This window comes from Prosthecobacter sp., from assembly GCF_044226605.1.
Classification (GTDB): domain Bacteria; phylum Verrucomicrobiota; class Verrucomicrobiia; order Verrucomicrobiales; family Verrucomicrobiaceae; genus Prosthecobacter.
Window position 1 is genome coordinate 34232 of record NZ_JBGAGS010000031.1, and the last position, 25966, is coordinate 60197.

General features: G+C 60.6%; 25 protein-coding genes. 8 read left to right on the top strand and 17 right to left on the bottom strand.

Translation table 11 applies throughout. The features are described from left to right. Nucleotides 1-69: 69 nt before the first annotated feature. From ACILSO_RS29360 to ACILSO_RS29395, 8 genes are all read right to left on the bottom strand, one after another. Complete coding sequence (locus ACILSO_RS29360; protein ID WP_395741057.1) at nt 70-954, bottom strand: exonuclease domain-containing protein; 885 nt, start codon at nt 952-954, stop codon at nt 70-72. Nucleotides 955-1021: 67 nt separating this feature from the next. Next, on the bottom strand, nt 1022-1564 hold the full coding sequence (locus tag ACILSO_RS29365) for a hypothetical protein (RefSeq protein WP_395741058.1): 543 nt from the start codon (nt 1562-1564) through the stop codon (nt 1022-1024). Nucleotides 1565-1960: 396 nt separating this feature from the next. Beyond that, entirely contained in the window at nt 1961-2566 is a 606-nt protein-coding gene (locus ACILSO_RS29370; RefSeq protein ID WP_395741059.1) for a hypothetical protein, read from the bottom strand. Nucleotides 2567-2595: 29 nt separating this feature from the next. Further along, nucleotides 2596-2916: a helix-turn-helix domain-containing protein gene (locus tag ACILSO_RS29375; protein WP_395741060.1), complete on the bottom strand. Its 321-nt coding sequence runs from the start codon at nt 2914-2916 to the stop codon at nt 2596-2598. Then, nucleotides 2913-3158 carry a hypothetical protein gene (locus ACILSO_RS29380; protein ID WP_395741061.1) on the bottom strand — a complete coding sequence of 82 codons (246 nt, stop codon included), beginning with the start codon at nt 3156-3158 and terminating at the stop codon, nt 2913-2915. The genes ACILSO_RS29375 and ACILSO_RS29380 overlap by 4 nt, the downstream gene beginning before the upstream one ends. A gap of 187 nt (nt 3159-3345) precedes the next feature. Beyond that, nucleotides 3346-3813 (bottom strand): hypothetical protein, encoded by a 468-nt coding sequence (locus tag ACILSO_RS29385; RefSeq protein ID WP_395741062.1) that lies wholly within the window; start codon nt 3811-3813, stop codon nt 3346-3348. Beyond that, nucleotides 3810-4277 (bottom strand): hypothetical protein, encoded by a 468-nt coding sequence (locus tag ACILSO_RS29390; RefSeq protein WP_395741063.1) that lies wholly within the window; start codon nt 4275-4277, stop codon nt 3810-3812. The genes ACILSO_RS29385 and ACILSO_RS29390 overlap by 4 nt, the downstream gene beginning before the upstream one ends. Nucleotides 4278-4509: 232 nt before the next feature. Continuing rightward, a complete protein-coding gene (locus ACILSO_RS29395) occupies nt 4510-4674 on the bottom strand; it encodes a hypothetical protein (protein ID WP_395741064.1) in 165 nt (54 codons plus the stop codon). A gap of 112 nt (nt 4675-4786) precedes the next feature. Between ACILSO_RS29395 and ACILSO_RS29400 the strand changes: the two genes are divergently transcribed. After that, nucleotides 4787-5392, top strand: coding sequence for a hypothetical protein (locus ACILSO_RS29400; protein WP_395741065.1), 606 nt, complete (start codon nt 4787-4789; stop codon nt 5390-5392). 652 nt (nt 5393-6044) lie between these two features. On the opposite strand, the gene ACILSO_RS29405 is transcribed toward ACILSO_RS29400, so the two are convergent. Then, a complete protein-coding gene (locus tag ACILSO_RS29405) occupies nt 6045-6383 on the bottom strand; it encodes a WYL domain-containing protein (protein ID WP_395741066.1) in 339 nt (112 codons plus the stop codon). Nucleotides 6384-6570: 187 nt separating this feature from the next. Here ACILSO_RS29405 and ACILSO_RS29410 point away from each other — a divergent pair, with 187 nt between their 5' ends. The 3 genes from ACILSO_RS29410 to ACILSO_RS29420 all read left to right on the top strand — a co-directional run bounded on the left by ACILSO_RS29410 (nt 6571) and on the right by ACILSO_RS29420 (nt 8739). Beyond that, on the top strand, nt 6571-7452 hold the full coding sequence (locus ACILSO_RS29410; RefSeq protein WP_395741067.1) for a DUF932 domain-containing protein: 882 nt from the start codon (nt 6571-6573) through the stop codon (nt 7450-7452). 375 nt (nt 7453-7827) lie between these two features. Then, complete coding sequence (locus ACILSO_RS29415; RefSeq protein ID WP_395741068.1) at nt 7828-8133, top strand: hypothetical protein; 306 nt, start codon at nt 7828-7830, stop codon at nt 8131-8133. A gap of 54 nt (nt 8134-8187) precedes the next feature. Continuing rightward, complete coding sequence (locus tag ACILSO_RS29420) at nt 8188-8739, top strand: hypothetical protein (protein ID WP_395741069.1); 552 nt, start codon at nt 8188-8190, stop codon at nt 8737-8739. Nucleotides 8740-9056: 317 nt separating this feature from the next. Here ACILSO_RS29420 and ACILSO_RS29425 read toward each other — a convergent pair whose 3' ends face one another. Next, on the bottom strand, nt 9057-10154 hold the full coding sequence (locus ACILSO_RS29425; RefSeq protein ID WP_395741070.1) for a hypothetical protein: 1098 nt from the start codon (nt 10152-10154) through the stop codon (nt 9057-9059). Nucleotides 10155-11484: 1330 nt separating this feature from the next. On the opposite strand from ACILSO_RS29425, the gene ACILSO_RS29430 reads away from it, so the two are divergent. The 3 genes from ACILSO_RS29430 (at nt 11485) to ACILSO_RS29440 (ending at nt 18399) form a co-directional block, all read left to right on the top strand. Then, nucleotides 11485-15552, top strand: a complete 4068-nt coding sequence (locus ACILSO_RS29430; RefSeq protein WP_395741071.1) for a PQQ-binding-like beta-propeller repeat protein — start codon at nt 11485-11487, stop codon at nt 15550-15552. A gap of 332 nt (nt 15553-15884) precedes the next feature. Continuing rightward, a complete protein-coding gene (locus ACILSO_RS29435) occupies nt 15885-16910 on the top strand; it encodes a hypothetical protein (protein WP_395741072.1) in 1026 nt (341 codons plus the stop codon). 577 nt (nt 16911-17487) lie between these two features. Then, a complete protein-coding gene (locus ACILSO_RS29440) occupies nt 17488-18399 on the top strand; it encodes a hypothetical protein (protein ID WP_395741073.1) in 912 nt (303 codons plus the stop codon). Between the two features lie 583 nt (nt 18400-18982). On the opposite strand, the gene nth is transcribed toward ACILSO_RS29440, so the two are convergent. The 7 genes from nth to ACILSO_RS29475 all read right to left on the bottom strand — a co-directional run bounded on the left by nth (nt 18983) and on the right by ACILSO_RS29475 (nt 24138). Next, the gene (gene nth / locus ACILSO_RS29445) at nt 18983-19636 is read right to left on the bottom strand and encodes an endonuclease III (protein ID WP_395741074.1); all 654 of its coding nucleotides are present in this window, start codon (nt 19634-19636) and stop codon (nt 18983-18985) included. A gap of 23 nt (nt 19637-19659) precedes the next feature. Continuing rightward, nucleotides 19660-20139 carry a 3D domain-containing protein gene (locus ACILSO_RS29450; protein ID WP_395741075.1) on the bottom strand — a complete coding sequence of 160 codons (480 nt, stop codon included), beginning with the start codon at nt 20137-20139 and terminating at the stop codon, nt 19660-19662. Nucleotides 20140-20471: 332 nt separating this feature from the next. After that, complete coding sequence (locus ACILSO_RS29455) at nt 20472-21155, bottom strand: CDP-alcohol phosphatidyltransferase family protein (RefSeq protein WP_395741076.1); 684 nt, start codon at nt 21153-21155, stop codon at nt 20472-20474. Nucleotides 21156-21181: 26 nt separating this feature from the next. Next, entirely contained in the window at nt 21182-21655 is a 474-nt protein-coding gene (locus ACILSO_RS29460; protein WP_395741077.1) for a hypothetical protein, read from the bottom strand. Nucleotides 21656-21727: 72 nt separating this feature from the next. Beyond that, the gene (locus tag ACILSO_RS29465) at nt 21728-23050 is read right to left on the bottom strand and encodes an MFS transporter (protein WP_395741078.1); all 1323 of its coding nucleotides are present in this window, start codon (nt 23048-23050) and stop codon (nt 21728-21730) included. A gap of 60 nt (nt 23051-23110) precedes the next feature. Next, nucleotides 23111-23764 (bottom strand): DUF2490 domain-containing protein, encoded by a 654-nt coding sequence (locus ACILSO_RS29470; RefSeq protein ID WP_395741079.1) that lies wholly within the window; start codon nt 23762-23764, stop codon nt 23111-23113. Beyond that, nucleotides 23764-24138, bottom strand: a complete 375-nt coding sequence (locus tag ACILSO_RS29475; protein WP_395741080.1) for a group 1 truncated hemoglobin — start codon at nt 24136-24138, stop codon at nt 23764-23766. The genes ACILSO_RS29470 and ACILSO_RS29475 overlap by 1 nt, the downstream gene beginning before the upstream one ends. Before the next feature lie 155 nt (nt 24139-24293). Between ACILSO_RS29475 and ACILSO_RS29480 the strand changes: the two genes are divergently transcribed. Next, nucleotides 24294-25961, top strand: coding sequence for a putative transporter (locus ACILSO_RS29480; RefSeq protein WP_395741081.1), 1668 nt, complete (start codon nt 24294-24296; stop codon nt 25959-25961). Nucleotides 25962-25966 lie beyond the last annotated feature (5 nt).

The window sequence follows — 25966 nt, forward strand, 5'->3', positions numbered from 1 at the left end:
CTCAGCGTCTCCCCGCCCGACGTCATCGGAAAATCGTGCCACGTGATACCACGGTGCACGCGGTCAGGCTTAGGCATGACTCGCGCCCTCCTCTTTTTTTGATGTTGGCAGCGGCTCGATCTTAACCACGCGGCAGCGGTCGCGCTTCAACTCGTCCGAAATGTCGTGAAGTCGAAGCTTTGCTTCCAAGGCTTCTGCCGTTGGGGCGAGGATCACCCACTCGCCGCTCTCACTGTTGGCGAAAACTGCAGCCACACCCTCGTAGGACAACGCGCCGGGGTAGAGCACCGCGTTGCCTTGGGCGTCTCGTTCGGGATTGCGAGGGAATTGAAGCAGTGCTTCAAGCTGCCTGACCCGCTGCAGCCTGCCAGACGCCAGTTCGCTAAACACACGCTCTGGATCTTTGTCCCGCTCCTTCAGCCAAAGGTAGCCGTGCAACGTCATCTGGGCGTCCTGAAGCGCGTTGTGCGCCTCCGCCCTCGGCAGCTTCCAGCCACTGAGTTCCTTCAGCCGGTCGAGCGATGAAGAGCCGCGATCAATAACGCCCTCGTCCATCAGTTCACCGAACTTCAACTGGCTGCAGCGCCAGTCGTGCCGGTGCGGCATCTCAATGCCAGTCATTCGGCCCGCTTCCTGGAAGAAGCCTTTGTCGAACGCGAGGTGATGGCAGACCAGCTTCATTTGCCGCCGCTCTTCTTTTCGTTGTTTCAGCCACTCATCAAACCTCTGCATGGCCGTGTGCAGATCCACCGCCCCCAGCTCTTTCCAGCGCTCGGGCGTATAACCGTTCTTCTGCGCCGCCTCGGGATCAACCGTCTTGCCCGGCTGGCTCTCGACAGTGATGTGAACTTCGAAGCTGGCTTCACTCCAGCTGCAGCACGCCCCGATTGAAAGCAGCGCGTGAATTGACGGATACAAGCCGCCCGTCTCGGCATCAGAAGCAACCAGTTCCATAGTGGTATTGTGTGGTATGAAGCCTTCACCGGGGCGGCCAACCCACCGCCCCGGCTCCGGCGGTTGATCAGCCTTCGGTGCTTTCCTCGGACGTCACGGGCGGCTGAGTGCCTGTGTCTTTCTGCTCCGCTGGCGCCGGGTCACTCGGCGGCTGGGGCTCGCCAGTGGCTCCGTCATCCTGCTCCTCTTCCGTCGTAGGGGGCGGCTGGGCAGGTGCCGGGGCGGGCGGCCCCTTCTTTTTTTCGTCCTTCGGCTTGGGCTCCTTCGGGGCCTTCGGCGCGGGGGGCGGCCCTTCTTTTTTCAGCGCCTCGGGCAGTGCAGCCACAGCGAGGCTCAGACTGTTCTGGCCGTTGGTCAGCTGCTCAAGCTGTTTGCTGATCGTGGTCAGCGACACAGCATCAGGTGAGGCAGGCGCATCCGCCGCCGGGTGTGGTTGCATCGTCCCGATGATCGGCACCGTGGCACCTTCGATCACCATCGAAACCGAGGTGAATGAATGGCCCGCCGTGCGGAGCTGTTCGAGCAGTTTTTGCAGAGCGATGTCGGCGCTCTGTTCGGTGCCTTCACCGCACGTGCCCGTGCCGTGGATGAGGATGGAGTATGGTTTCATTTCGTCTTGTGGTTTGGGGTATCAGCCGCCGCTTCATGCGGCGGACATTCAGAGGCCGCCGCGACGGCGGCGGAGCGCCCAGCGGGCGGAAAACAGCGGAGGTCATTCCCGGGTTCCCGGCCCCTCGCGGCGCGGCCCCCCTTCTTTTTTTTCTGACCGGCACAGGCATGGGCAGGCTCTCCACGCGGGGAGCCGAGGGCAGGCAGCAGCACTCCCCTTTGAAATAATTTTTCCCCGGCAAAATGAATGTCCCTGTCGAGGTCCATCCCCCGGCTGGCACCCCCTCCCCCCCTGTTTGAAAAACGCCAAACCCACAGAGTAAACCGGTAGCAATCACGATGACCAAAACTAAAAGCATTGAAAATGAATAAACTAAAAGGTCTAAAGCACAGATACTCAATCTGTTTCCGCCTCTAAAGTGTTCGTTTGAGTAGGTGTCGGCGGGGGCATCGGCACCGCACCCGAGCCGCTCAACTGCGGCAAAATATCCGCCTCAAATACCATTTCAGAAGGGGGCAGAGCAGCCTTGCGGGCGGCCTGAAAGAACCGCAGGCTTTCTTCCTCCTCAGGGCTGTGCTGGTGCTCCACGCGGGCCGTTGCGCCGCCGGTGAGAAGCTGTCTGATCTCAAACAGAAGCTTCATGTCGAAGGCGCTTGGCAGTTTGCCCAGCCTGGCTTCATCGAGCACGCTCTCAACCTTCAAAGTCAGGATCTCGTCAATCTGGCCCGCAAGGGTCTCGGATTTTGATACTACAGCCTCTTTCCACTTGGGATGATGCCGGACGGCGTTCACCGTGCAGGGCGAAACCTTCAAGGCCTCGCAGATCGACGGCACCGGCACACGTCGCACAAGGAACCAAACGATGCCGGCCAAGATGTCAGGTCGTCGAGCCTCCAGGCGCGTCAGGTCGGGCCACCTTCCATCGGCCTCTTCCTTCTCCACGATGTCGATGGAAAAGCCGAGTTCCATTGTCTCTTGAGCAGCACTCAACAGCTTCTCCACGTCCGGGTCTTCGTAGTGATCCGAGGGTGTCATTCGCAGCCAGAAAAAAAAGAAGAGGGGCGGCGGGCGGCCAAGCGCTCCGAGAGCTTGGCCAGATCAGTCTCCTTGATGCGGACAAACCGGCCTAGCTTCACCACAGGCAGCACAGGCTTGCCATCAGCGCACGCTTGCCGCGTCCAGGTGTAAACAGTCTGGACAGAGGTTAGAGACAGCAAATCCACGACTTGCTGCACCGTGTAGAGCTGCACTGCTCCAGCAGGCCGACCACGACCTCGCTTCTTAGTTTGCTCTTCAGATGTGTCGTTTTCACCCATCGCGAAAAAAAGAAAAGGGGGCGGCGGCGCGATCACGCCGCATCACGCATGGCTTCGTAGTGCTGCCATTCATCCACACGCATCACCTGCGCGAGACCATCAAAGGCAAAGACCACATCGTCACTGCCTGGCAATAGCACCGCGATTTGCGGCGCCGTTCGACCATACGAGAGGAAATAGAGAGCCTCAGGTGTCAAACGCGGCAGCGCCAAAAGCTGCCCACAATCCGGGCAAGCTGCCGCCCTTGGTGGAGTTGGATTTTCCATCGTCGAAGTCATAGAAATGGGTCCCCAGCTTCCCCGGGGTCGGTAGGAGCCGTTTAGCCGCTCCATCGCTGGCAGGGTTCTCGCCCCATCCGCTCTCCGGTCGCTGTGTCCGCGCCCTGGCGTCTCGACTCCCCGTCAAGCCGGGGACACGCAAAAAAAAAGGCCCGCCGCTGCGTGGTGGCAGTGGCGGGCCGTGGGTCTAAAATTCTTCCTCTTGGGCCTCCAGTCGATTAAGCCTCACCTGGTCACGGATGAACTCGCGAGAGGCCTTGGCGTGCGGCTCCATCTCGTGCCAGTGGTTGCAACGGTTCATCTTGCGCAGCAGATCGGCGGCTTCTTCAAGCAAGCTTTTGTGCCTCGCGTGCTTTACCGCCTCGACAATCACCTTTTTGGACCGCGTGGCACGTTTCCCCACGACCCATACTATGTCGCGACGGTCGCATAGTTGCGCGCTGTCAAAGCTGGCCAAATGATCGGCGTGCAGGTTCAGCACATACTGCAAATCAAAGCCCCTCAAATCGACGAGAGAGACGCGAATCAGAGTACCATCCACAGGCTTCTTCGAGCTCGTGCGCTGGGCGTACAATTGCCTGTAGTCCGCCGTGCCAAGGAAGCTCGCACCGATGGGAATGGCATCCGCTGTTAAGTTGGTCGAAACCTCCTTCATGCTCTCCGCGCCTCCTCACGCTCTTCACGTTCCACCTCAGCTACCAGCATGGCGATAGTCTTGATCAGGTGCCGCCTGGGTGTGCTCTCCACCTTGAAGGTGGAGGGGTGCCACGGCCAGTCCTTGTGATGCGTAAAACACGAAGGGATAGGCTTGCCAGAGGTGAGCTGGATGAACGCCGTCTCAAGGTAGCATTTCGCACCCGTGATCAACTGGCCCAGCGTCCAGACGTCATCATTGCCGGCATCGTAGCCCTTCGCGTGCTGCTTGGCGCGTTCCCACAGCACCTCGTCATGCACGCTGGTAAAATGCATCTTCTCCAGCATGCGATAGGCCAGCGCCCGCGCCGCCTCCTCATCACCACTGGCCGCCTGACGCATCAGATCAGGCTGAGCCATGAGTACGCTGGCCATGACCTCCTTGGCCATCACACCGACATCGTTATCAGGGGCGGTAGGGCTCATACCATTGTGCCCTCCGGTTGACTTCCCCAAGTCTTTGCCAGCGCAAGAGACTGGCGGGCTTGCGCGAGGTATCGGTGGGCCGTCGCCCAGCCGCCGCATCCAGACCTTGCAGCCTGTGCTACTTCAGGAACATGCAGCCAAGGGGCGAGTTCACGGCGGCTCTCCTTTGCCCTGGAACGCATTCGTAGCGCAAAGGCAATTTCACGTTGAGCCATCCGGAGCCAGAACAGCCTCACGCCATCACCGCAGCCTCGCGGCTAGCGCCCTCCTTTGCGGCAGATCCGCGCTGGCCCAGCAGCTTTTGCCGCCGCTTCAGCAGTTCCTGCATTTCTTCACCGGCCGCCTTAGACATCTCCTCGTTGGGAGACGTCAGCATGGGCTGTAGCAGGCCCATCATGCTGTTCAGAAGTTTTAGGTTAGCACTCATACGCCTACATGTAAACATAACGAATACATGGAGGCAAATGAAATGTTGCCCTGATTGATATATGTGTTACTTCTGCTTACACATGGACTCCTTTTCAAACGCCCTTAAGACGTGGTTTCATAACCACTCTGCCATCTCGCTGAGAAACCTATCCAATGAAGCTGGCCTCACTCCAATTGACGTCAGCAGGGTCAGGGCGGGGGAAAAGCAGATCACTCTCACAGCGCTTACCAAGCTCCTCCCAGCCATCGAAAAACTCAGCACCCGCACAGAGGCCCGCTCGCTGCTCGTAGCCTACTTGCACGATGAAACACCCCCGGACTACACGGGAGATGTCCGGGTCTATGCCATAGACGAAAGCACGGGCGCCATGGAAAAGGACGTCATCGCCCACACGCGAGACCGCTGGGAGGCACGCGCCCGGTCAGACGCGACCTTTGCCACTTGGTGGCTGACAGCTGACGGCTACATGCACGAGGCTGATACCGACGCCGTTGACGAGCGCGCCATCAAATACCAGCAAGAGAGGAACACTGAAATCGCCTTGGTCGCGGAAGAAGCTCCAGAGGACAACGTCACGCCTTTACCTACCAAGCACCCAGCGCAGAAAGCCGTGGACGACATCAACGCACAGTTTTCACAGCTAAAGGGGGACGATGTGAATAAGAAAAAAGCCAGCGAGGGTTAAAAAGTCTTGCCCAGCAGGCGAGTATTTAACATACATTAACATTCCAACCACGAGGTTTGGAATGAACACGGAAGCAGCCCCACTACTCACTGCGGCAGATCTGGCCGCAGTTGAAGCATTTGCTCAGATGAGCGGCATAGAAAGCTCCCGACTTATCTACCTAGCCGTTCAGGCTCTCGCTTCCCACGTGCGCACAAACGGCTCCCTGAGCCTTCCGGTGCGCATTGGCTTGCCCAGTCACTTGTGTCAGCACTGCCCGCTTGCAAAAGCACTCAATCAGCCCGCGCCCGCCGAGGCTTCAAACATACTTCCCGGCCCGTGGAAAATTTAACCCTGGGGTTTGTTAGTTGCAAAAGCGCTCAACATGCTACCCACCACAAAAAGTAAACCAGGGGCAGCAAACGCAAGAGCTCCATACCAAGGCCAGTGCCACACATCATGTGCACCAAAATACGACCCTATGACAATAGGCAGTCCAAACTTTCCCATGCAGCAGATGATCACAATAAACCATGCCCATCCATTACCCCAATGATGTGCTATACCTAGCCATCCCGCCCAAAGCTGAACGGCTCCCAGAGCCAAGATCGCGAGGAAAAACAGACAGCCTAAGACACCGGAAAATTTGGAATTCATAAAACGTCGTTCAACACTACAGCTTCACCTTCACACTTTGAAACACTTTCCCACCCGTCGGATTGAAGCCTGGACGCGGCCCGTTGAAAGTTTGATTCGTTGCCTCAATGCTCAGGATCCTGTTCAGCAGGTAGTTACGCCAGCCAGGTCCACTCCCCGACTTCGAAGCCCCCTGCACAAACCACGCCTGTAGCGCAGGCTGTCCAGTCGTCGTCACCCCCAGAAGATGCGGCTCGATCAGACGCGGGCCTGCTTCTCCATTGGCATAGGTGATCTGAAGCATCTGCCGGCCTGCGATGGCCTGCGCAATCACTTCTTCAGGCGTTGCCGCTGCCAGCCAGGATGTGGCAAGCATGACTAAAAGAACACTAAGAACCGTCTTCATGCCGCCACTCCAACACACCCACAGGCACGCGTCAAGCTCCCATCAAAAACCCAACCAGCGCAATTTTATTGTTGCATGCAACAATAAAGCGAATACAATGGGGGTGCTGCGCTTCACCGCAGCACACAACTCAAACCAATAACTAGCCCAGAAAGCCATGTACTCATCCCCCTCTACCACCCGCATCTCTCGCTTCGCTCGTCGCTCCAATGGAGCCGTAAACTACACCAGCACCCGCGATGCTCTGGATCTCAACCAGCTTCAGGATCTCGCCCCCAGCGTCTTCGCTGAGGGCGCCCACGCCAGCCGCTCCCGTCAATACAGCTACATCCCCACCAGCGAAGTCCTCGCCGGTCTCATGCGTGAAGGCTTCCGCCCTTACGCTGTCATGCAGGGCGGCTCTCGCGATGTGGAAAAGCGCGGCTTCACCAAGCACCTGATCCGCCTCCGCCATGACTCCCAAGGCCTGCAGGTGGGCGGCACACACAATGAGATTGTGCTCATGAACTCGCACGATGGCACCAGCTCATACCGTCTCATGGCCGGAGTCTTCCGCCTGATCTGCGGCAACGGCCTGGTGGTTGCTGAGTCCATGGTTGAAGACATCCGCATCCCTCACAAGGGAGACATCACCGGCCAAGTCATCGACGGTTGCGTTGAACTCCTCACCAAGCTCCCCCAGCTTTCTGAGAGCGTGCGCGAGATGGAAAGCCTTCGCCTCACAGAAGGCGAGCGCGCCGCCTTCGCGACTGCTGCCCTTGTCGCTCGCTACGATGAAGGAGAGGCCCCCATCACGCCGTCCCAGCTGCTCACGCCACGCCGCACTGAGGATGTCGCCCCGACCCTCTGGAACACGCTCAACGTCGCTCAGGAAGGCCTGATCCGGGGCGGTCTCTCCTACATCCAGCGCGACACCAACGGCCGCCGCGTGGCCCGTCGCCGCACCCGCGAGATTGGCGGAATCGATCAGAACACCACCGTGAACCGCGCCCTGTGGACCCTCGCCGAGGAAATGAGGAAGCTGAAAGCCACGGTCTAACAGCCGGACACGACAAAGGCCGGGGGCAGGCGCTCCCGGCCTTTGCATTAGAACTCGATACGTTTAGACTGAAAGAGCGCCCGTGCAGGTCTTCACACCCGCACGAGCCATAGCCCAGAAAGCCATGAGCCAGCCAAAGCCAGCCGACACACTCTTAACCAAAAAGGGACAACCACGCAAGCGCGCCCCCGGTGGCGGCCGCAAAGATGCTGGTCGCAACCGAACCCTCCCCAACCGCGTTTCAGAAACCGCGCACCAGCAGTTCGAAGCTATTGCCAAAGCCCGCGGCTGCACACTGACAGAGGCCATAGAGCATGCCGCCGGGTTGGCACATGCCCAACTGCAGAAAGCTTAGTGGACCATCATTACACCTCCATGCCATCAGATCGAGTTCTCAAATGCCTCATCCCCGTGCGTCTTGACGGCATCACCATGGATCAAATTTTCGAGGTCGTTCAAGAGGGGGACACTTATCTTGTCGTTCTCCAATGGGCGCAGGCAAAGGAAGGGAAGCGACCACGTCAATACGTCGCAATCAATGCCAGAGAATTTCAAGTGGTTGAGGATTTAAGCTGTGACCACGAGCTTGAATGCACCTCCATCACCATCGATCTCGATAACGCCACCACGTTTGATCTAAAGGATGATTCAGGCGAATCTTTCACACTGCCGCCGCTGTGAGAGTTTTACAAAATTCAGGTTGTACTATGGGATCCCTGTCGTACCTACGGCGCCATGAAATATCAGCCCAATCGCGACTACGACAGCAACGATGTAGTTCAGACTCCTCCCGATCTCGCAGAGCGCATTGTGGCTCATTTTAAGCCTACAGGACGCATCTTGGAGCCGTGTCGGGGACTCGGTAATTTTTGGAAATGCATGCCAGGTGCCGAGTGGTGCGAAATCAGCGAAGGTCGGGACTTCTTCGAATGGACCAAGCCTGTCGATTGGATCGTGACAAACCCTCCATGGAGCGAGATCCGTGCATTCCTGCAGCACTCCATGTGCCTGGCAGATCACATCGTGTTTCTCATGACGGTCAATCACGTCTGGACCAAAGCCCGAATTCGCGATATTTACAGCGCTGGTTTTGGCATCAAGGAAATCTGCCTCTGTGAAATGCCAGAGTCTTTTCCTCAGTCAGGCTTCCAACTCGGAGCCATCTACATCACCAAAGGCTGGCGTGGAGACATCTCCTTTGCAGATGTCTCCATCAAGAAAAAGGCCAAAGCTTCACGCGTTACCGTCAAGCCGCGGGCCAAGCGTACGCCCGAATATGCCTGTTAGGCGGTCCTCCCAGCCCCCGTTGCCATATTCGAATGCGTAACGGGGAATTCTCTCAAGCTGTGTGTCGTTCAAGGTGATTGAGCCGTCTGGCTGCACCCCAGCCTGCAGGTCTTCCAAGAGGCCTTGGTAGCCACCTTGCCCTTCGATTCCTCGATTCAAAATTTCTTGCTCGGCGGCGTTCAGTGTAACGGTAATCATAGATCGCGACCTGTTTAGTACTCTCACCTAGATGTCAAACAGCATTTCCCGAAAGCTTGTCCCCGCTCGATCGCCAATGTTACTTTTCTCTCCCTCATCCGAGGTCCGAAAAAGTAACATCACGCCGCCTCTCTCTTCTTCCTGCCACCAATGCCCACAGCAGGTACCACGCGGTTCTCGATGCTGTACCGGTCGGCCATAGCCTCGCCTTTGTGGCCCAGCGTGGCACCCACGGCCGCCTTGCCACCAAAGCGCCTCATCATCTGCCCCTTGCGGTGCCTCAGCAGATAGGCGGCATGCGTTCCTGTCACTCCGCGCATACGCAGCCAGGCGTTCAGTTCCGTATGCAGCTCGCGGCTCTCTGTTACATGCTTTGCGCCGATCAAGCTCCCCTCGGTCATCACTTCCTGAGCCACTGACACCACCTCGGCAGACACCGGCGTCAGTACCTCCGCACCATGCTTCGCAGCCTGCACTTTGATCAGGCCGCCGAAGTCGCACAACTCAGACTCCTTCACGCGCCACTCTTGGGCCATCTTCTTCCGCACCTCCGCCGCCTCAGCAGGTGTCAGTACCTGCAGGCTCGCCTTAGCCAGTCTGCGCACACTCACTGGCCGCATGCCCGTCTCATCGCACAGCATGAAGAACAGCCACACACGCGGGTTCTCAGTCTTCAGCTTCGGCAGCGCCTTCTCAATCCGCTCGTCGATGTTCTCCTCAATTGACTTGTGCCCCTTAGGGCAGGGCAGTGTCAGCGTAATGCCCCGCCATTCCTCCAGATCTGGCACTTCCAGGCCTCGCAGCACCTTGGCCCGTGACTTCTCCCCGAAGATGCTCTTCGCGCTCGTCAAATAGGTCAGAATCGTGGTATTCCACGGGGCCACCGTCACATCGTCCAATGCCGGCAGTTCACCCGCCGCTTTCAGCGCCCGCAGTTTCTGCCAGCCATCTTCTGGCATGTTCTTGCCAGCCCCCGCGCCCAGCCAGCCTTTCCGGCCTGCCTCCTGGCGCAACTCTGCCCAGTCCAAAAACAAGTCACGCGTGAGATCCTCCCACACCATCTGCTTCTTCTCCTTACCCGTGGACTGCTCATAGATCGACGCGAGGAAATTCACGCGCTGCTTACGGTCAGCAGGCCCGCGCTTCTCATACACCTCCAGGACCTCCTGCAGTGGCGTCCACTTCTTCGGATTGCGCAGCTGTTCCAGCTTCTTCATCTCGCCCTGTTGGAGTAGCACAGTCTGCGTCATCAGCCACGACTCCGCCCATTTGTGCGCGCCTCGATGGCACCCGCAGTTCGGACGTGCCTCGATTGGATCAGCCTCGCACTCCATGCACTTCTCGCACACTGGGAACAGTTTCGCGCTCCTCAGCATCTCTTTGCCCTGCAAATAGAACCTCACCGCCCAGTTCGGCTCATACTTCCCGGCCCCTGGCTTAGCTTGCCGTGTGGCAGAGCGCGGTTGACGACGCAGGGTGAAGGAGCCGAGGTAAGTCTTCATAGATTTGCTACCGTTATTGCTACCGCAACGGCGCAAATAATACAAGATAATTCCAAATAATTGAAATCAGCCTGGCCGCATCCGGCATTCGCGCTGAAACGCGCCAAACCCTTGATTTGCAGGCATTCCAGCGTGGTTTCGTGCCTAAAACCATCCCTTTAGGATGGTTGCCTCACAAGGATTCGAACCTTGAATAACAGATTCAGAATCTGCTGTGATGCAGGGGGAGGAGAGGCGTATCCTTGGGTCGAATATTACGAGGTAATTGCAGTCCACTTGGAGTGCGGTCGCGGAGGGAGGCACGACCGCAGCTACCGCTTTCCGCAGGCGGGGAGGGTGCGCGTATGGCGGGAGTCATTTGATGGAGGGAGCAGGTGGGAGTTCGCAGGCTGGTGAGCTTGCGCCTGCCATGGGCTGCACGAAAGCGGCAGCTCCGATGCAGGCTTGCGCCGTGCATCTGCGCGGCCGCACTCCAAATGCGCGCTGGTGCTTTCGTGGCAGGCTATGGAGTGCGGTCGCGGAGGGAGGTACGACCGCAACTGCCGCTTTCCGCAGGCGGGGAGGGTGCGCGTGTGGCGAGAGTTTTTGATGGAGGGAGCCGGTGGGAGTTCGCAGGCCGGTGAGCCTGCGCTTGCCATGGGCTGCACGAAAGCGGCAGCTCCGATGCAGGCTTGCGCCGTGCATCTGCGCGGCCGCACTCCAAATGGGCGCTGGTGCTTTCGTAGCAGGCTATGGAGTGCGGTCGCGGAGGGAGGCACGACCGCAGCTACCGCTTTCCGCAGGCGGGGAGGATGTCCGTACGGCGAGAGTTATTTGATGGAGGGATCAGGTGGGCGTTCGCAGGCCGGTGAGCTTGCGCCTGCGGCGGGACGCTCGAAAGCGGCAGCTCCGATGCAGGCTTGCGCCGTGCATCTGCGCGGCCGCACTCCAAAGATGCTGCGCATCGGCGCTGGGTTGTTTGAAAGGGGGCATGTCGCGAGTTGCCAAAAAAAACACTCCGAAACATCCCGGTGGTCCCCTTCGTTAGGCGGTGTCACTCCATTCCATGAAACGTCTTCTGACCTGCCTCCTTCTTTCTTCCTCGCTGCTCGCTCTGGCCGATGATGCGGCTGACCTGCTCTCTCAATCGGGCGTCAAAGGCGGGATTGTGGTGCATGTGGGGTGTGGCGATGGCAAGACGACGCTGGCGCTGCGGCCCAGTGCCAGCTACCAGGTGCAGGGGTTGACGCAGGACGCGGCGGCGCTGCCGATCATCCGGGAGGCGATCCATCATACGGGCAAATACGGTCCGGTGGCGGTGGATACCTGGGACGGAAAGCATCTCCCGTACATCGAGAATTATGTGAACCTGCTGGTGGTCGAAGACGCGGCGGCGGTGGACAAAGCGGAGATCGATCGCGTGCTCACACCGCTGGGCGTGGCGATGGTGCGCAAGGCGGGCGGCGGCTGGGAGAAGATCGTGAAGCCCTGGCCGAAGGGCATGGATGAGTGGACGCACTATGCGTATGACTCGAAGGGAAATCCCACCTCCAAGGACATGCTCACCGGTCCGCCTTCGCGCATGCAGTGGGTGGGAAATCCACGCTGGAGCCGCCATCATGATCGTATGTCCTCCGTGAGCGCGGAAGTCAGCGCGGGCGGACGTCTCTATTACATCATGGACGAGGGCAGCCGCATCTCCATCCTCATGCCGGCCAAGTTTGCACTGATCGCCCGCGATGCCTTCAATGGCACCGTCTTGTGGAAAAAGGCCATCCCGCAGTGGAGCACGCACCTGTGGCCGCTGAAGTCCGGCCCCACGCAGCTCACCCGCCGTCTCGCGGCGATTGGAGACAAGGTCTATGTGACTCTTGGCATCAGCGATCCTATCACCTGCCTCGATGGTGCGACGGGCGAGGTGATCCGCGAATATCCAGAAACCAAGGGCGCGGAGGAACTGCTCTACCGCAACGGCATTCTCTATTCGCTGGTGAATCCCGAGGCCTGGAGATTGAACGAGGAGTTCGCCGTGAAGCAGCAGAGCGATCAGAAGCGCGTGGAGACGGAGTTCAACTGGGATGGCAAAACACGGCACCTCATGGCCGTGGATGCCGAGACCGGCAAGACGATCTGGAAGGTCGATGACAAGGTCGGGCCCATCACCATCGCTCTCGATGACAAACGCATGGTGTATTACAATGGCGACGGCCTCACCAGCCGCGATGTGAAGACGGGCAAGGTGCTGTTTGCCGATGTGCCCGAGGCGCGCCGCAAGCTCTATGAGTTCAACTTTGCCCCACGCGTGGTGCTGAACAACGACGTGATCCTCTACGCCGGCGGCGATGGATTGATGAAGGGCATCCATGCGGACACGGGCAAGGAACTGTGGAAATCCTCCCACGAAAAGAGCGGCTACCGCAGCATGGAGGATGTCATCGTGGCGCAGGGCTTGGTCTGGAATGCGGGCACCACGCAGGGAAATCAGACCGGCGAGTACACCGGTCGCGATCCGCTCACGGGCGAGGTGAAGAAGCAGTTCTACCCCGACGTGCCGCAGGGAACGTATTGGTTCCACCATCGCTGCTACATGGCCAAGGCCACGGAGAATTACATCATCCCCTCGCGCACCGGCATCGAGTATGTGGACATGGCCAAGCAGCACTGGGACCTGAACCACTGGGTGCGCGGCGCCTGCCTTTATGGCGTGCTGCCTTGCAATGGACTGACGTATGCCGGTCCGCACAACTGCGCCTGCTACCCCGAGGCCAAGCTCGATGGCATGGCCGCCATGGCCTCCGCACCGCGCTACCCCATGCCGCCGCACACCGCAGACAGCGCCCGTTTGACCAAGGGGCCTGCCTACGCTGAAGCCATCGAGGAAAAGCCCGCCGACTCCAAGGACTGGCCGACGTATCGCTCCGACAATGCGCGCAGCGGCTTCTCCAATCAGGACCTGAAGAAGGATCTCGGACTCGCCTGGGAGGTGAAGCTCACCCCACCGCTGAGCACCACCACCAGCGCCGCCGGTCTGACCTTTGTGTCGGAGGTGGACAAACACACGCTGCATGCCTTCAATTCCGCCACCGGCAAGGAGGCCTGGCATTTCATCGCAGGCGGTCGCATGGACTCGCCGCCCACGTATTGGCAGGGCCGCGTCTATATTGGTGGCAATGACGGGAATGTGTACTGCCTGCGTGCCAAGGACGGTGCGCTGGTGTGGAAATTCCAGGGCGCTCCGGTGATGATGAGCCACGGCGCGTGGGAAATGATGGAGAGCGTGTGGCCCGTGCACGGCAGCGTGCTGGTGGAAAACGGCCTCGTGAGCTTCGTCTCCGGCCACTCCTGCTTCCTCGATGGCGGCCTGTGGTTCTACCGCGTGGATGCCAAGACCGGCGAGATGAAGGTGAAAATCAACTACGACGACCGCGACCCCGAAACCGGCGGCGATTTGAACGACCGCCACAAGACGCTGCAGATGCCCGTGGCTCTGAACGACATCCTCAGCAGCGACGGCAAGTGGACCTTCCTGCGCACGCAGAAGATCGGTGTGGACGGCAAGCGCGTGGAGATCGGCCCTGTGAGCGGAGATTTTGACAAGCAGGGCGGCGCGCAGAAAGGCGAAGGGCAGCACCTCTTTGCGCCGATGGGTTTCCTGGACGACTCCAATTTCCATCGCAGCTACTGGGTGTATGGCAAGAGCTTTGCCGGTGGTCACGGCGGCTACTTCCAGGCGGGCAAGTATGCGCCTGCGGGCCGCATTTTGGTGCATGATGACAAGAACGTGTACTCCTACGGTCGCGAGGCTCAGTACTATAAGTGGACCACCACCATGGAGTACACCCTCTATGCCACACCCAAGGCTCCGCCGGAGGAAGCCATGGAAACCGAGGCCGCCACCACCGAGCGCAAGGGCAACAGCGTCGTGCTTGATGAAAAAGGCGTGCCCCTGGCCGTGCAGCCCAAGGGGGAGACACAGGTCGGCCACAGCGAGACTTTGAAGGCCCAGGCGGAAGCTAGAAAGAAAGGCCAGGGCAAGGGCAAAGGGAAAGGTGCGGAGATGGCCGGCAAAGGAGACGCCAAGGGCGCTGCGAAAGGCGGTGCCCGGGCAGGTGCAGGTGCCGCACCGCTGCCCGGCAGCGTGCAGTTCCCGGCTGCGGACATCCTCGATCCCGCCCAGACCGCCATCACCGTCGAGGCCTGGGTGCTGCCAGACAAGGCCAGCGGCACGATTTTGAACCACGGCGGCCCCAAGCAGGGCGTGTCTCTGGACTTCCACGACAAGAAGCCGCAGTTCCACATTCGCAGCGACACCAAAGCCACCAGCATCGCCTCTGCCGAGGCGCTGGGAGATGGCTGGCACCACATCGCGGGTGTGCTCGCCGCCGACAAAAAGATGACTCTCTATATCGATGGCAAGCTGGTGGCCCAAGGCTCGGCCTCAGACCTCGTCGCCGCCAAGCCCGCGAATCCGCTGATCGTCGGCAATGGCACCGGCGTGGCCGAGGAAAACGCCGGCGCTTACAGCGGACTGCTGGACCAGTTGGTCATCTACCACAAGGCCCTCAGCGCCGCCGAAGTGCAGGAGCGCTTTGAGCAGCCCGATGCGAAACCGAAGGATGCCATCCTCTACTGCAACTTCGACAACGGCGACTCCCGCGACAACTCCGGCAATGAAGTGCACGGCGTCGGTGCCGGTGTGGAGTCAGGGAAGGGGAAGGTGGGCGGTGCGCTCTGGTTCAAGGGCGGTGCCGATGCGAAGGGCGGCGGCAGAAACAAAAACGCCGGCAGCTTCGTGCAGCACAGCTGGGACCGCTTTGTCCCCATCGTCGCCCGCAGCATGGCGCTGGCCGGCAAGACGGTGCTCGTCAGCGGCGCACCGGACATGATCGATGAAGAATACGCCTTTGAACGCCTCGCCGCCAAAGACCCCGCCATCCTCCAGGAACTCAAGGAGCAGGATGAAGCGCTGGAAGGGAGGCGTGGCGCCAAGATGTGGGCCGTGAACACCGAAACCGGCGAGCAGAGCAGCGGCCTCGACCTCACCAGCCCTCCCGTGTGGGACGGCATCACCGTCTCCCAGGGCTGCGTCTTTGTGAGCACGATGGATGGCAGGCTGCAGTGCTTCGGGAAATGAGGACGGGGAATGACGAATGACGAATGACGAATGACGAATGACGAATGACGAATGACGAATGACGAAAAGAGGCCGCGCCTGCTGGACCGTAGGTTGGGTGTGTTTGGCGAATACCGCCTCCTCAAACACATGAACTTCTTTTCGCCAAACCACCCGACTTCGAGGACATTCGTACGCCCCATGGCCAACCATGCGCCGGCAGACTCTCCGGCGTCTTCCTCCTCCTCTTCCTGCCCCCTTTCCGGGACAGGGAGTAAAAGGAGGAGCAGGAGGCAGAGAAAGATAGTTCCGTAGGAGCCGCTGCATTCGACATTCGTTATTCATCCCCGCCCATGCCCTACAAGCGCCTCATCCTCCTCATCGCCCTCTGCACCACCAGCGCCCTGGCATGCACCATCCCCGTGTTCCGCTTCGCGCTGGACCGCTGGGAGGCGGACAAGTTCCACCTTGTGCTGCCGCCCGCCGTGGCCAAGGACCCCGCCATCCAGGATCTGCTGCGCCCCATGCGTGCCAATGGCAAGGCCAACCTCGACATCACCACCTCCAAAGATCCCGCGCAGCAGGAGGCGGTGCTCCTCTCCTCCCGGGACAGCGACAAGAAAATCTGGTCCGGCAAGCTGGATGCCGCCACGCTCGCTGCGGCGCTGGACTCGCCCGGTCGGCAGAAAATCGTGCAGCAGATCCTCGCGGGCGATTCCCTCATCTGGGTCATCGCGGACAATGGCTCTCCAGTGGATGTGGCGGAAGTCCAGCGCATCGAAAAACGCCTCAAGTTTCTGGAGCAGGTGGCCGCGCTGCCCATCCAAGACCCGAATGACCCCGACAGCCAGCTCGGCCCCGGCCCGCCCCTGAAGCTTAAATTCGCCACCCTCAGGCTCAATCGCAATGACCCCGCCGAGCAGATCCTGCTGCGCATGCTGGCGGGTCCCCAGGCCGCCATCGATCCCGCTACCACCAGTTTTGCCAGCGTGGTCTTTGGCCGCGGGCGCGTGCTCGGAGCCTGGCCGCTCAATATCCTGGACGATGCCGCGCTGGAAAACGCCTGCATGTTCCTCGTCGGCCGCTGCGGCTGCCGCCTGAAAAACGAAAACCCCGGTTGGGACATCCTGCTCAATCTCGACTGGGAGAAAGCCCTCGCCGCCCCCCAGCCTGCCGAACTGAAACCCGCCGACGCTCCTTCGTCAGCTCCCGCACCCGTCCCTGCTCCTGCCGCCAAACCCGCCGCAGTCCCTGAAACCGTGAAGATCGTCCCCGAGAAACCTCAGGCCGAAGTCCAGCCCGGCAAAGGCCCCTACATCGCCACCATGGCCGCCGGACTGGCCCTGCTGGTCGTCATTCCGCGCTGGTTGAGGAAGTAGCTGTAGAAACGGAAAAGACGGCCTACGGAATACACGGAACAAACGGCGTGAGGCGAGAAGCCATGCCAATGAACTCGTCTTTTTGAGTGGGCGGTTTGGACAGATCCCTTGCCGTGTATTCCGAGTTGATTCGTTTCACTCACCCTGCGGGCTCACTTCGTTCGTCTGTCTCGCGTTCCTCGGATCCGTAGGTCATCCATTTCGGTATTCAGGGAAGGGAAGGGGCATTCGCAAACGCGACAGCGTCGTGGAGTGCGGTGACAGAGAGGCAAGGGGCAAAGCCTTGCCTCGTCGGCACCGCTTTCGATGGGGCTGACGAATAATCTTCGGCTAGAGCCTGCCGTCCAGCCTGCAAAAGCGGTAGCTGCGATGCAGGCTTGCGCCTTGCATCTTCGCGACCGCACTCCAAGACGCTCACGCGCTTTCGGTCCCTCCCTTTCCCAAGCTCCGCCTTGTCCCCACCCCTGTAGCGACTGGACTGAATCGAAATCTCAAAACTTAATAAAAGATTTGCCAAAACCATTCATTTGAGAGAATATTTAAGTTATCTGAATAATCAATAGTTGCCCTACTTGTCATGAAAAGGACTTTCATTTGCGCCTTGTTTCTCGGCGTTGCCGTGTGCCAGAGTGCCTTGGGGCAGCCGAGTGGCGGCGTCATGGGTATTCCACCTCCCGGTTATGGCACAGCTCCCAGTGGCTACGGACCCCCACCTCCCGGCTACGGCGGCACCCCCAGCGTGCCGGCCTACCCAAACTCCCTGCCACCTTCCACGGTCACTCCGGGCGTGACGCCGCCGCCTCCTTCAGCGGACCCGTATGCCTCCGCGCCCATGCCGGGGCAGATGTCTTCCTACACTCCTCAGGGCGTCAGCAACTATTCCTCTCCCCAGCCCACCTCTGCCAACTACGGCAATTACGGCGGCTCGCCTCGATCCGGACCTAACATGGTCAATTTCAACAACATCGAGGCTTACTACCGCTATCTGGCACCCAAGCACGGGGACCTCGCGGGAGCGAACACCATCGGTGCGACTCTGACCGTGGCTCTCTTCAACCCGCTCTATCTGAAGTTTGGTGCCTCCTGGGGCAGCGGGTCAGGCGGTGGCGGCATCGTCGCCGGGGCCACCAAGTCCAACTACGACTTCGCCAGCATCCAGGCGGGCGCGGGTTTCCACACCTCGCTGATCAACGACAAGCTCACGTTTGTGGCTGAAGCCGGTCTCATTTATGCCAGCCTGAAAGCCAAGGACAGCTCCGTAAGCTTCAGCGATGGCTCCATCTACGTGCGTCCGGCCCTGCGCTACACGCCGCTGGACTGGCTGGAACTGCAGGGCGGCGTCACCGTCTCCAGCGCGGACCGTTACGACAGCAAGATGGTGGACCTGACGGCCTACTTCCGTGTGCTGCCTATGTTTGACGTGGGTGTCGGCGGCGACTTCGGGGACTCCACCCGCGCCTTCCGCACCACCCTGCGTCTGCGCTGGTAAGGCAGGGGAAAGTACTCGCGAGCTTCAGCTCGCCTCCGGAAAGAGCTCCGCCGCGCCCTGAGCTCCGCCTTCCGTGAAGCGGTGCTTTTCCCGGCTGAAGAGCGCTTCCCAGAGCGAGCTAAAGCTCACAAGTACTTTCTGCGCCTGGGAACAAGTACTCGTGAGCTTCAGCTCGCCTCCGGAGAGAGCGCCGTAGCGCCCTGAGCTCCATTTCTGGGAAGTGCGCTGCCTTTCCGGCTGAAGGGCGCTTCCCAGAGTGAGCTAAAGCTCACGAGTACTTTGTGCGCCTGGGAACAAGTACTCGTGAGCTTCAGCTCGCCTCCGGAGAGAGCGCCGCAGAGCCCTGAGTTCCATTTCTGGGAAGTGCGCTGCCTTTCCGGCTGAAGGGCGTTTCCCAGAGCGAGCTAAAGCTCGGGACTACTTTGTGCGCCTGGGAAAAGTACTCGTGAGCTTCAGCTCGCCTCCGGAAAGAGCGCCGTAGCACCCTGAGTTCCTTTTCTGGGAACTGCGCTGCCTTTCCGGCTGAAGGGCGCTTCCCAGAGTGAGCTAAAGCTCACGAGTACTTTGTGCATCTCTCCTCCGCTCAGCTCTTCCGCGTCTCAACGGCCTTCTTCCGCTTGGGAAAGCAGGTCCGGCAGATCTCGCAGACGGTCCCATCGCAGCCGCGGGCGGGGCAGTGCTCCCGGCCGTAGTAGATGATCTGCAGGTGCAGCTTGTTCCAGGAATCTTCGGGAAAAAGGCGCTTTAGATCCCGCTCGGTCTGCACCACCGATTTCCCGTCCGTGAGCGCCCAGCGCTGGGCCAGACGGTGGATGTGGGTGTCCACAGGAAACGACGGCACACCAAAAGCCTGCGCCATCACCACTTGCGCCGTCTTGTGCCCGACACCGGGCAGCCGCTCCAGCGCTTCCAAGGAGTCAGGCACCTCGCCCCCGTGCTCTTCCGTCAAGATGCGGGAGAGCTCCTTGATGGCCCGGGCTTTCTGCGGTCCCAGGCCGCAGGGGCGGACGATGGCTTCGATCTCGTCCAGCGGAGCTGCCGCCAGTTTGGCTGGAGTTCGCCCCAGCTTGAAGAGGGCAGGGGTCACCTGATTCACCCGGACATCCGTGCACTGGGCGGAGAGCAGTACGGCCACCAGCAGGGTAAAGGCATCCGTGTGATCCAGCGGAATGGGCGGCTCTGGGTACAACTGCCCCAGCCGTTTCCGGATATAGTCCGCACGCTCCTGCTTGGTCACCGGGAAAAGAGTAAAACCGGGGTCTAGGTGCTGGTTTGGATGCGGGCCACCATCCGGCGGATGTGCTCGTAGCCCTGGCGCTCTCTCATGATGGAGAGGCTCTTGGAAAAGGAGCCCCACTTCAGCACGCGAATGTTCACATTGCGGACGCCCCAGGCCTTCATGGTGGCCTTGTCCGGCTTGTAGAGGTCGATGGTGTTGGTGCCCACCAAGGCGGAGCCGTAGTCGTCCACTTGATACACATAGGGCAGGCCTTCGATCTGGAAAATGGTGCCCACGGGATAAACGGACCAGTCCGCAGCGGCGCTGCGCACATTCCCATACTTCAGCTGCGTGCCGACGGCGGTCTTCGCGCCATACACGATATGATCGGCCTCGCCATGAGTGTAGGCCGTGGTCCGCACGGATGTGATTCGAGTGCCCTTCCCAAAGATGCCTGAGGATTCACAAGATGCCAGAAGACTGACGCAGAGGCTGAGAAGGAGGAGGGTGTGGATTCGCATTTTATTAACAATATCTGATTGTTAACTTTCCTTTTAGAACACTTATTGTGAGTTAAATCCGCGCTGAAAGCAATCTCTGATTTTTGCCGCATTTTTGCGAAACGCGCCGGCCCTTGTGAAACCGGGCGACTCGGACGGGCGGCGAGCAAAAAAGGCGAACAAAGGAACAATGGAGGGAGCGGCATACCGCTGCGATGTCCCCGGGATGCCCCTCACCCTTGCCTCTCCCCCAAGGATACTTTGAACGAGTGGGGATGCGCTTGAGGGGAAGAGGAGATGCGCTTTGGGCCGAACACGCCCCTCTTTCGGCCAGCTTCAATCCGTGAGCCTCGTCACTTGCCCAGCGCCTGTCCCAGCACCGCCAGCCGCCTCCAGCAGGTCCACAGCCCGCCGAAAAAGATCACCGTCAGCGCCGTCAGGATGCCCCAGCGTTCCCAGCCCATGAGGTGCTGGGTCAGCTCCACCAAAATGCCGCCGCAGAGCACGGCCATGCGGTGCTGCTTGGCCATGGGGCCGCGAAAGTCGTGCCTGCCTGTCAGGGACGCTCCCAGCATTCGGATGTAGGCTGTCCAAACCGCCACGACTGCACAGCACCAGCCCATGGGAATGACATGGAAGAGCTTCACCACGCCCGGGTCCCCCGCGCCGCTGTAACCGGCCCCCACCATGATCAGCACATCCGCCACCCGGTCGGGTGCGTCATTGTAAATGGCTCCCACGGGAGATCCTTTGCCGCCCTCCACCGCCACCATGCCGTCCATCAGATTGCAGATCAGCCGCAGCTGGATGCATGCGAACGCACCCAGCCATACCGCCAGAATGCCGGGCGTGCTGGTTTGATCTCCCGCCACCATCAGGCAGGCCATGGCACCGCCGGCAAAGACGGCGCTCAGCACCGAGATCGCATTGGGAGACACCCCGGCCCGTGCCAGCCAGCCGGCCATGCCATGCGCCCAGCGTGTGTCGCGGGACTTCAGGCTGCGGCGGGAGGCCAGGTGCTCCTCGGGTACGCTCATCCGGGCGATGCAGAGGGGTTAGCGAGCTAGCGCGCCGTGGACTTCCAGCTCACCACGCGCCCGCCCACGAAGTCCGCCACACCGGCAGTGTAGGGGATGTAGGTCACAGACGTGCCGCTGCCCCACATGGGGTAGCCGCCGAGGCCGCCGTAGCCATACGGGCCCCAGCCACCATAGCCAAACCCGCCGAAACCGAAGCCCATGCTCATGTTCATGGAGCGCACCGGCCGCTGGCCTTCATAGGTCCAGCTTTCGCCCGAGCGGCCGCGGTTGACTCCCACCGAGACGGCATCCGGCCTGCCCCAGGCGAGAAACACCGCATCCCGCGTCATGCCTTCACGAATCAGCCCCTTTGAGACAAGGTTGCGATCCTGCGCATTCAGTTTGGAAAACATCTGCGGGTTCTTCTCAATGCGCGTCTTCGGCGTGGAGGAACATTGGACAAAGGAGAAGGCCGCGATCGCGGCCAGACACAGGCGGAGGAAAAAGGGCGCTTTCATGGTAGGGGCAGTTTGCGTGGAATGCGGTTGTTTGTCGAATGTTCTTAATGACGCTGATTCTCCAGACTTCGTTCAATGCTCTTTTCTTGGGTGCCCGGAAAAACGACGTAGTACCAGCCAGCCACCTGAGAGCGCCATAGTGCCGGCAAACCACCAGGGCCAGAGGGTGAGGGATTCTGCAAAGACACGCGGATCGTCCGTGCCGAGGTGGAGGCAGCCTGCCTCCCACTTCGTCTGCCAGCCGAAGAGCAGCGTCAGGAGTCCATAGGCCAGATTGATCGTCAGCCCGCGAAAGCTCAGCGCCGTGGCGCGCTGCCCGGAGTCCACGATCTCATTGAGGTAGTGGGACAGAAAGAACTGCAGGAAGCGCATGCTCAGAAACAGAGGCACCACCAGCGCGATGCCCGCCCAGCCTGGCTGCGGATGCGCCGCCGCCATCAGTCCGCCGAACACCATGAGGGCCAGCCAGGTGAAATTCTGCCGGGCGCTCATCGCCTTGGCGCTCGTTTCCATCAGGCCCGCGGTCGCCAGCCCCAGCAGGGAGACCCCGGTGCCGATGACCCCATACCAGCCTTCCTCGATGCCGACGAGGCGGTAGAAGTTGCTCGCCACCGTGAGGAAGAGGCGGATCATGCTGTCAAACACCACGCCAAAGAGGATCAGCGCAAAGGCCGCCTTCGTCCGCCACATCCAGCCACCCGTTTGCAGGATGGACACCCAGGTCTCGCGGATGCTCTGGAGCAGCGGAGCCTTTGGGGCAGGGGAGCGCGTCTCCGTCATCCGCAGCGTCACCACTAGGCAGGCCAGCGCGGTGCCCAGGCAGAGGAGCAGCGGCAGTCTCATGGAGACGCTTTTAGCCACCGTCACATCGATGCCCACGAATTGCAGCGCCTTCGTCAAGCTGTGCGCATCATACAGCACCGAGCCGAGGATGGACGACACCACAAAGCCCAGCGCCATGCCGCGGGAGAGCCGGGCCATGACCTGCGGCCAGAGCACCGTGCGCTCGGCCTCCGGCAGTGAATCATAAGCCAGCGCCTCGTCCGCACCGCTGGCGCTGGCCTCCGCCGCGCCGCTGAGCACGCGGTTCACCACAAACAGCCAGAATACCAGATCATGGTGCCCCGGCTGCATGAGGCAGAGCACCGCCATCTCCAGCACCATCAGCACGCCCGCCGCCACCACCAGCGGCCGGCGTCCATAGCGATCCGCCAGCGCCCCGGACGGCACCTCCAGCACCACGCTGGTCAGCGCCCACACCACATTCAGCGCGGCAAATTCTCCGATGCTCAGTCCCAGATCGAGAAACAGAATGGTAAACACCGGGTAGTAAAACCGGCAGTTGAAGAGGATGCGGAACCACACGAACAGGCGTGCGTTGGAGTGCTGGGGCATGCCTCTCTCTACGCTTTAAACCATTGGTTAGGCAACCAAAGCCGCCATTTCATCCGCTCTCTAAAATCGGATCCTCAAATACGTGCCCAGCACGGATTCGTGCTTCCAGGTGGTCTTGGTGCGTTTGGAGTCGATCATGTAGAAGAGGTCGAAGTCCATCGACCCGGTGATCCTGAACGTCAGTCCCAGCGGCACAAAGCGGTTCTCCGTCTCGCGGCGCAGATGCAGGTCCATCAGGCATTCGTCATTGGCAAAGAGTCTTGTCAGCGGGCCCAGCGGCTGCGGCAGCGTGTAGGCCAGCTGCATGCGGTGGCGGGAGCGGTTGGTGGCCGAGGGCGCGCCCTGGTTTTCCCGCCACTCCATGCGGTTGCGCCATTCCACGCGGAGCTGCTTGGTCAGATCGTAGTGCGGGTTGATCTCCAGCTCCATGCGGATCTGGTCGTAGCGGTCCTGAGTGGCAAGGTTCTCCAGCCTGAGCATCGAAAGGCCCACGCCAATGTCCAGCCAGGAGGAAGCCGCATAGCGCAGGCGTGGGGTCACGATTTGAGCATACGAGCCGTCCACCTCATCGGCGAAGTTGCCCATGAACACGCTGCCGGTCCACGGCGGCTTGCGGTAGTAGTCCACATTGGACCAGGCCCACCATTCATCCGCATGCGCGGGCAGCGCCGCAAGCAGGCAGAGCAGTGCGAGGAAGATGCGGAAGGGCGGCATCAGTAGGAGGCACCGGTGATCTCGTTGGTCATGGCATTGATGCGCTGGATGACTTCGTCCACCTCCTCCTGGGTCACATCCAGGTCAAACAACGTCTCCGTCAGATGTCCGGTGAAGCGGGCAAAGTGCTGCCGGGTGATGCCGCGTCCGTGGTGGGCATGCGCCAGGGGGCGGCCGTTGTACTTTAGCGGCCCGCCCGTGGCCATCACAAAAAACTCGCGCTGCATGGCGTGCAGTTTTTCCAGCTCCGTGTGTTTGAAAAAGGGCCCGAGTTCTGGATCTGCCAGCACGCGGGCATAGAAGGCGGGAATGAGGGCGGAGATGAGTTCTTCGCCGCCGAGACGTTCATAGAGAGAAGGGGCACCAGGGTTCATGCCTGCGGTACAAGCACAAACAGCGCCGACCTGCCGGAGTAAAAACGCCCGTGACAAATCCCGAACACTGAATGACAGCCGAGGTGTGCTGCGAAGGCAAAAATGAAACACAAAAGCTTTGCGCCTCTGGCACCTTTCGTGCCTATGAGGCATCCATGTCATTTCTTCAGCGCCTGCATCAGGACAATCCCGTCGCGTGTGATCTGCTCATTTACAGCATCGTCATTCTCGGTGGCATTGGCCTCGGGCACATCCGCATCAGAGGGGTGAGGCTTGGCACTGCCGGCGTGCTTTTTGCGGGGTTGCTGGCGGCGCATTCCGGCATGGAGCCGGATGCGGAGGTGGCGCACTTTTTGAAGGAGTTTGGCCTGGTGCTCTTCGTCTTCGCGCTCGGCATGCAGATGGGGCCGGGCTTCTTCGCCTCGCTGCGGAGGCAGGGTCGTCTGCTTAACTCCTACGCCTTTGCGCTGGTGCTTCTTGGCGCCGTGGTGGCCCTGGCCGGCGGATGGATGCTGGGCATGCCCCTGCCTGCGGTGGCGGGTTTGTTTGCCGGAGCCACCACCAACACGCCTGCGCTGGGTGCCGCGCAGCAGGCGCTGGCCTCCGCCCACGCCGACCATGCGCTGGTCACGCTGCCGGCGCTCTCTTATGCGGCGTCTTATCCGCTGGCCATTGTGGGCATCATCGTCTCGCTCATTGTGCTGCGCGTCCTGTTCAAGGTGGATGTGAAGCAGGAGGCGGATCTCTTCCTGCGGGAGCAGGGCGCGGGCGTCGAGCCCCTGCAGCGCATGAACCTGCGGGTGGACAATCCGAACCTCGAAGGCGTGAGCATCTCCCATGTGCCAGGCATTCAGGAAAACAGCGTCGTGGTGTCCCGCCACCGTCCGGCGGCTGCGGCGGAGGTCGTCGCGGCCACGCCGGAAACCAGGCTGCATGTGGGAGACGTCATCATGGCCGTGGGCACGCAGCCGCATCTGGAGCAGTTCCGTCTGGTCATCGGCAGTGTGAGTGCTGAAAACCTCATGAAGGCTCCCGGCAGGATCACCTACCGCCGCGTGGTGCTGACCAACAAAAAGCTGCTCGGGAAAACGGTGCATGAACTCGGTCTCGAACACTTCCATGGCGTCGCAGTCACTCGCGTCAGCCGTGGCGATCTTATCTTCACCGCGCTGCCGGAGGTGCGCCTGCAGTTTGGCGACATGCTGCAGCTGGTGGGTGATGACGAGTCCCTTAACGCCGCCACGCAAAAGCTGGGCAATGCCGTGCAGATGCTGCAGGAGACGAAATTTGCCGCCATCTTTGCGGGCATCCTTCTGGGTGTGCTGCTGGGGCTCTACCCCATCCATATCGAAGGACTGCCAGCGCCGGTGCGCCTGGGCCTCGCAGGCGGCCCGCTCATCGTGGCCATCCTCATGAGCCATCTTGGCCGTCTGGGCCCCATGGTCATGCACATGCCGCTCAATGCGAACCGCGCACTGCGGGAGCTGGGCATCATCCTCTTTCTGGCCAATGTGGGGCTGCTGTCTGGCGCGCATTTTGCCGCCACGGTCTTCTCCGCGCAGGGGCTGCAGTGGGTGCTGCTCGGTGTGTTCGTCACCATGCTGCCGCTGCTCCTGGTCGGCTGCTTCGCCCGGAAGGTTCACCGTCTGAATTTCATGACGCTCAGCGGCCTGCTTTCCGGAGGAATGACGGACCCTCCCGCGCTCGCTTTTGCCACCACGATGGCGCGGTGCGACTCACCCGCGCTGGCCTACGCCACGGTGTATCCGCTCACCATGCTGCTGCGCATCATCGCGGCCCAGGTCATTGCTCAGCTTGCGTGAGGGCG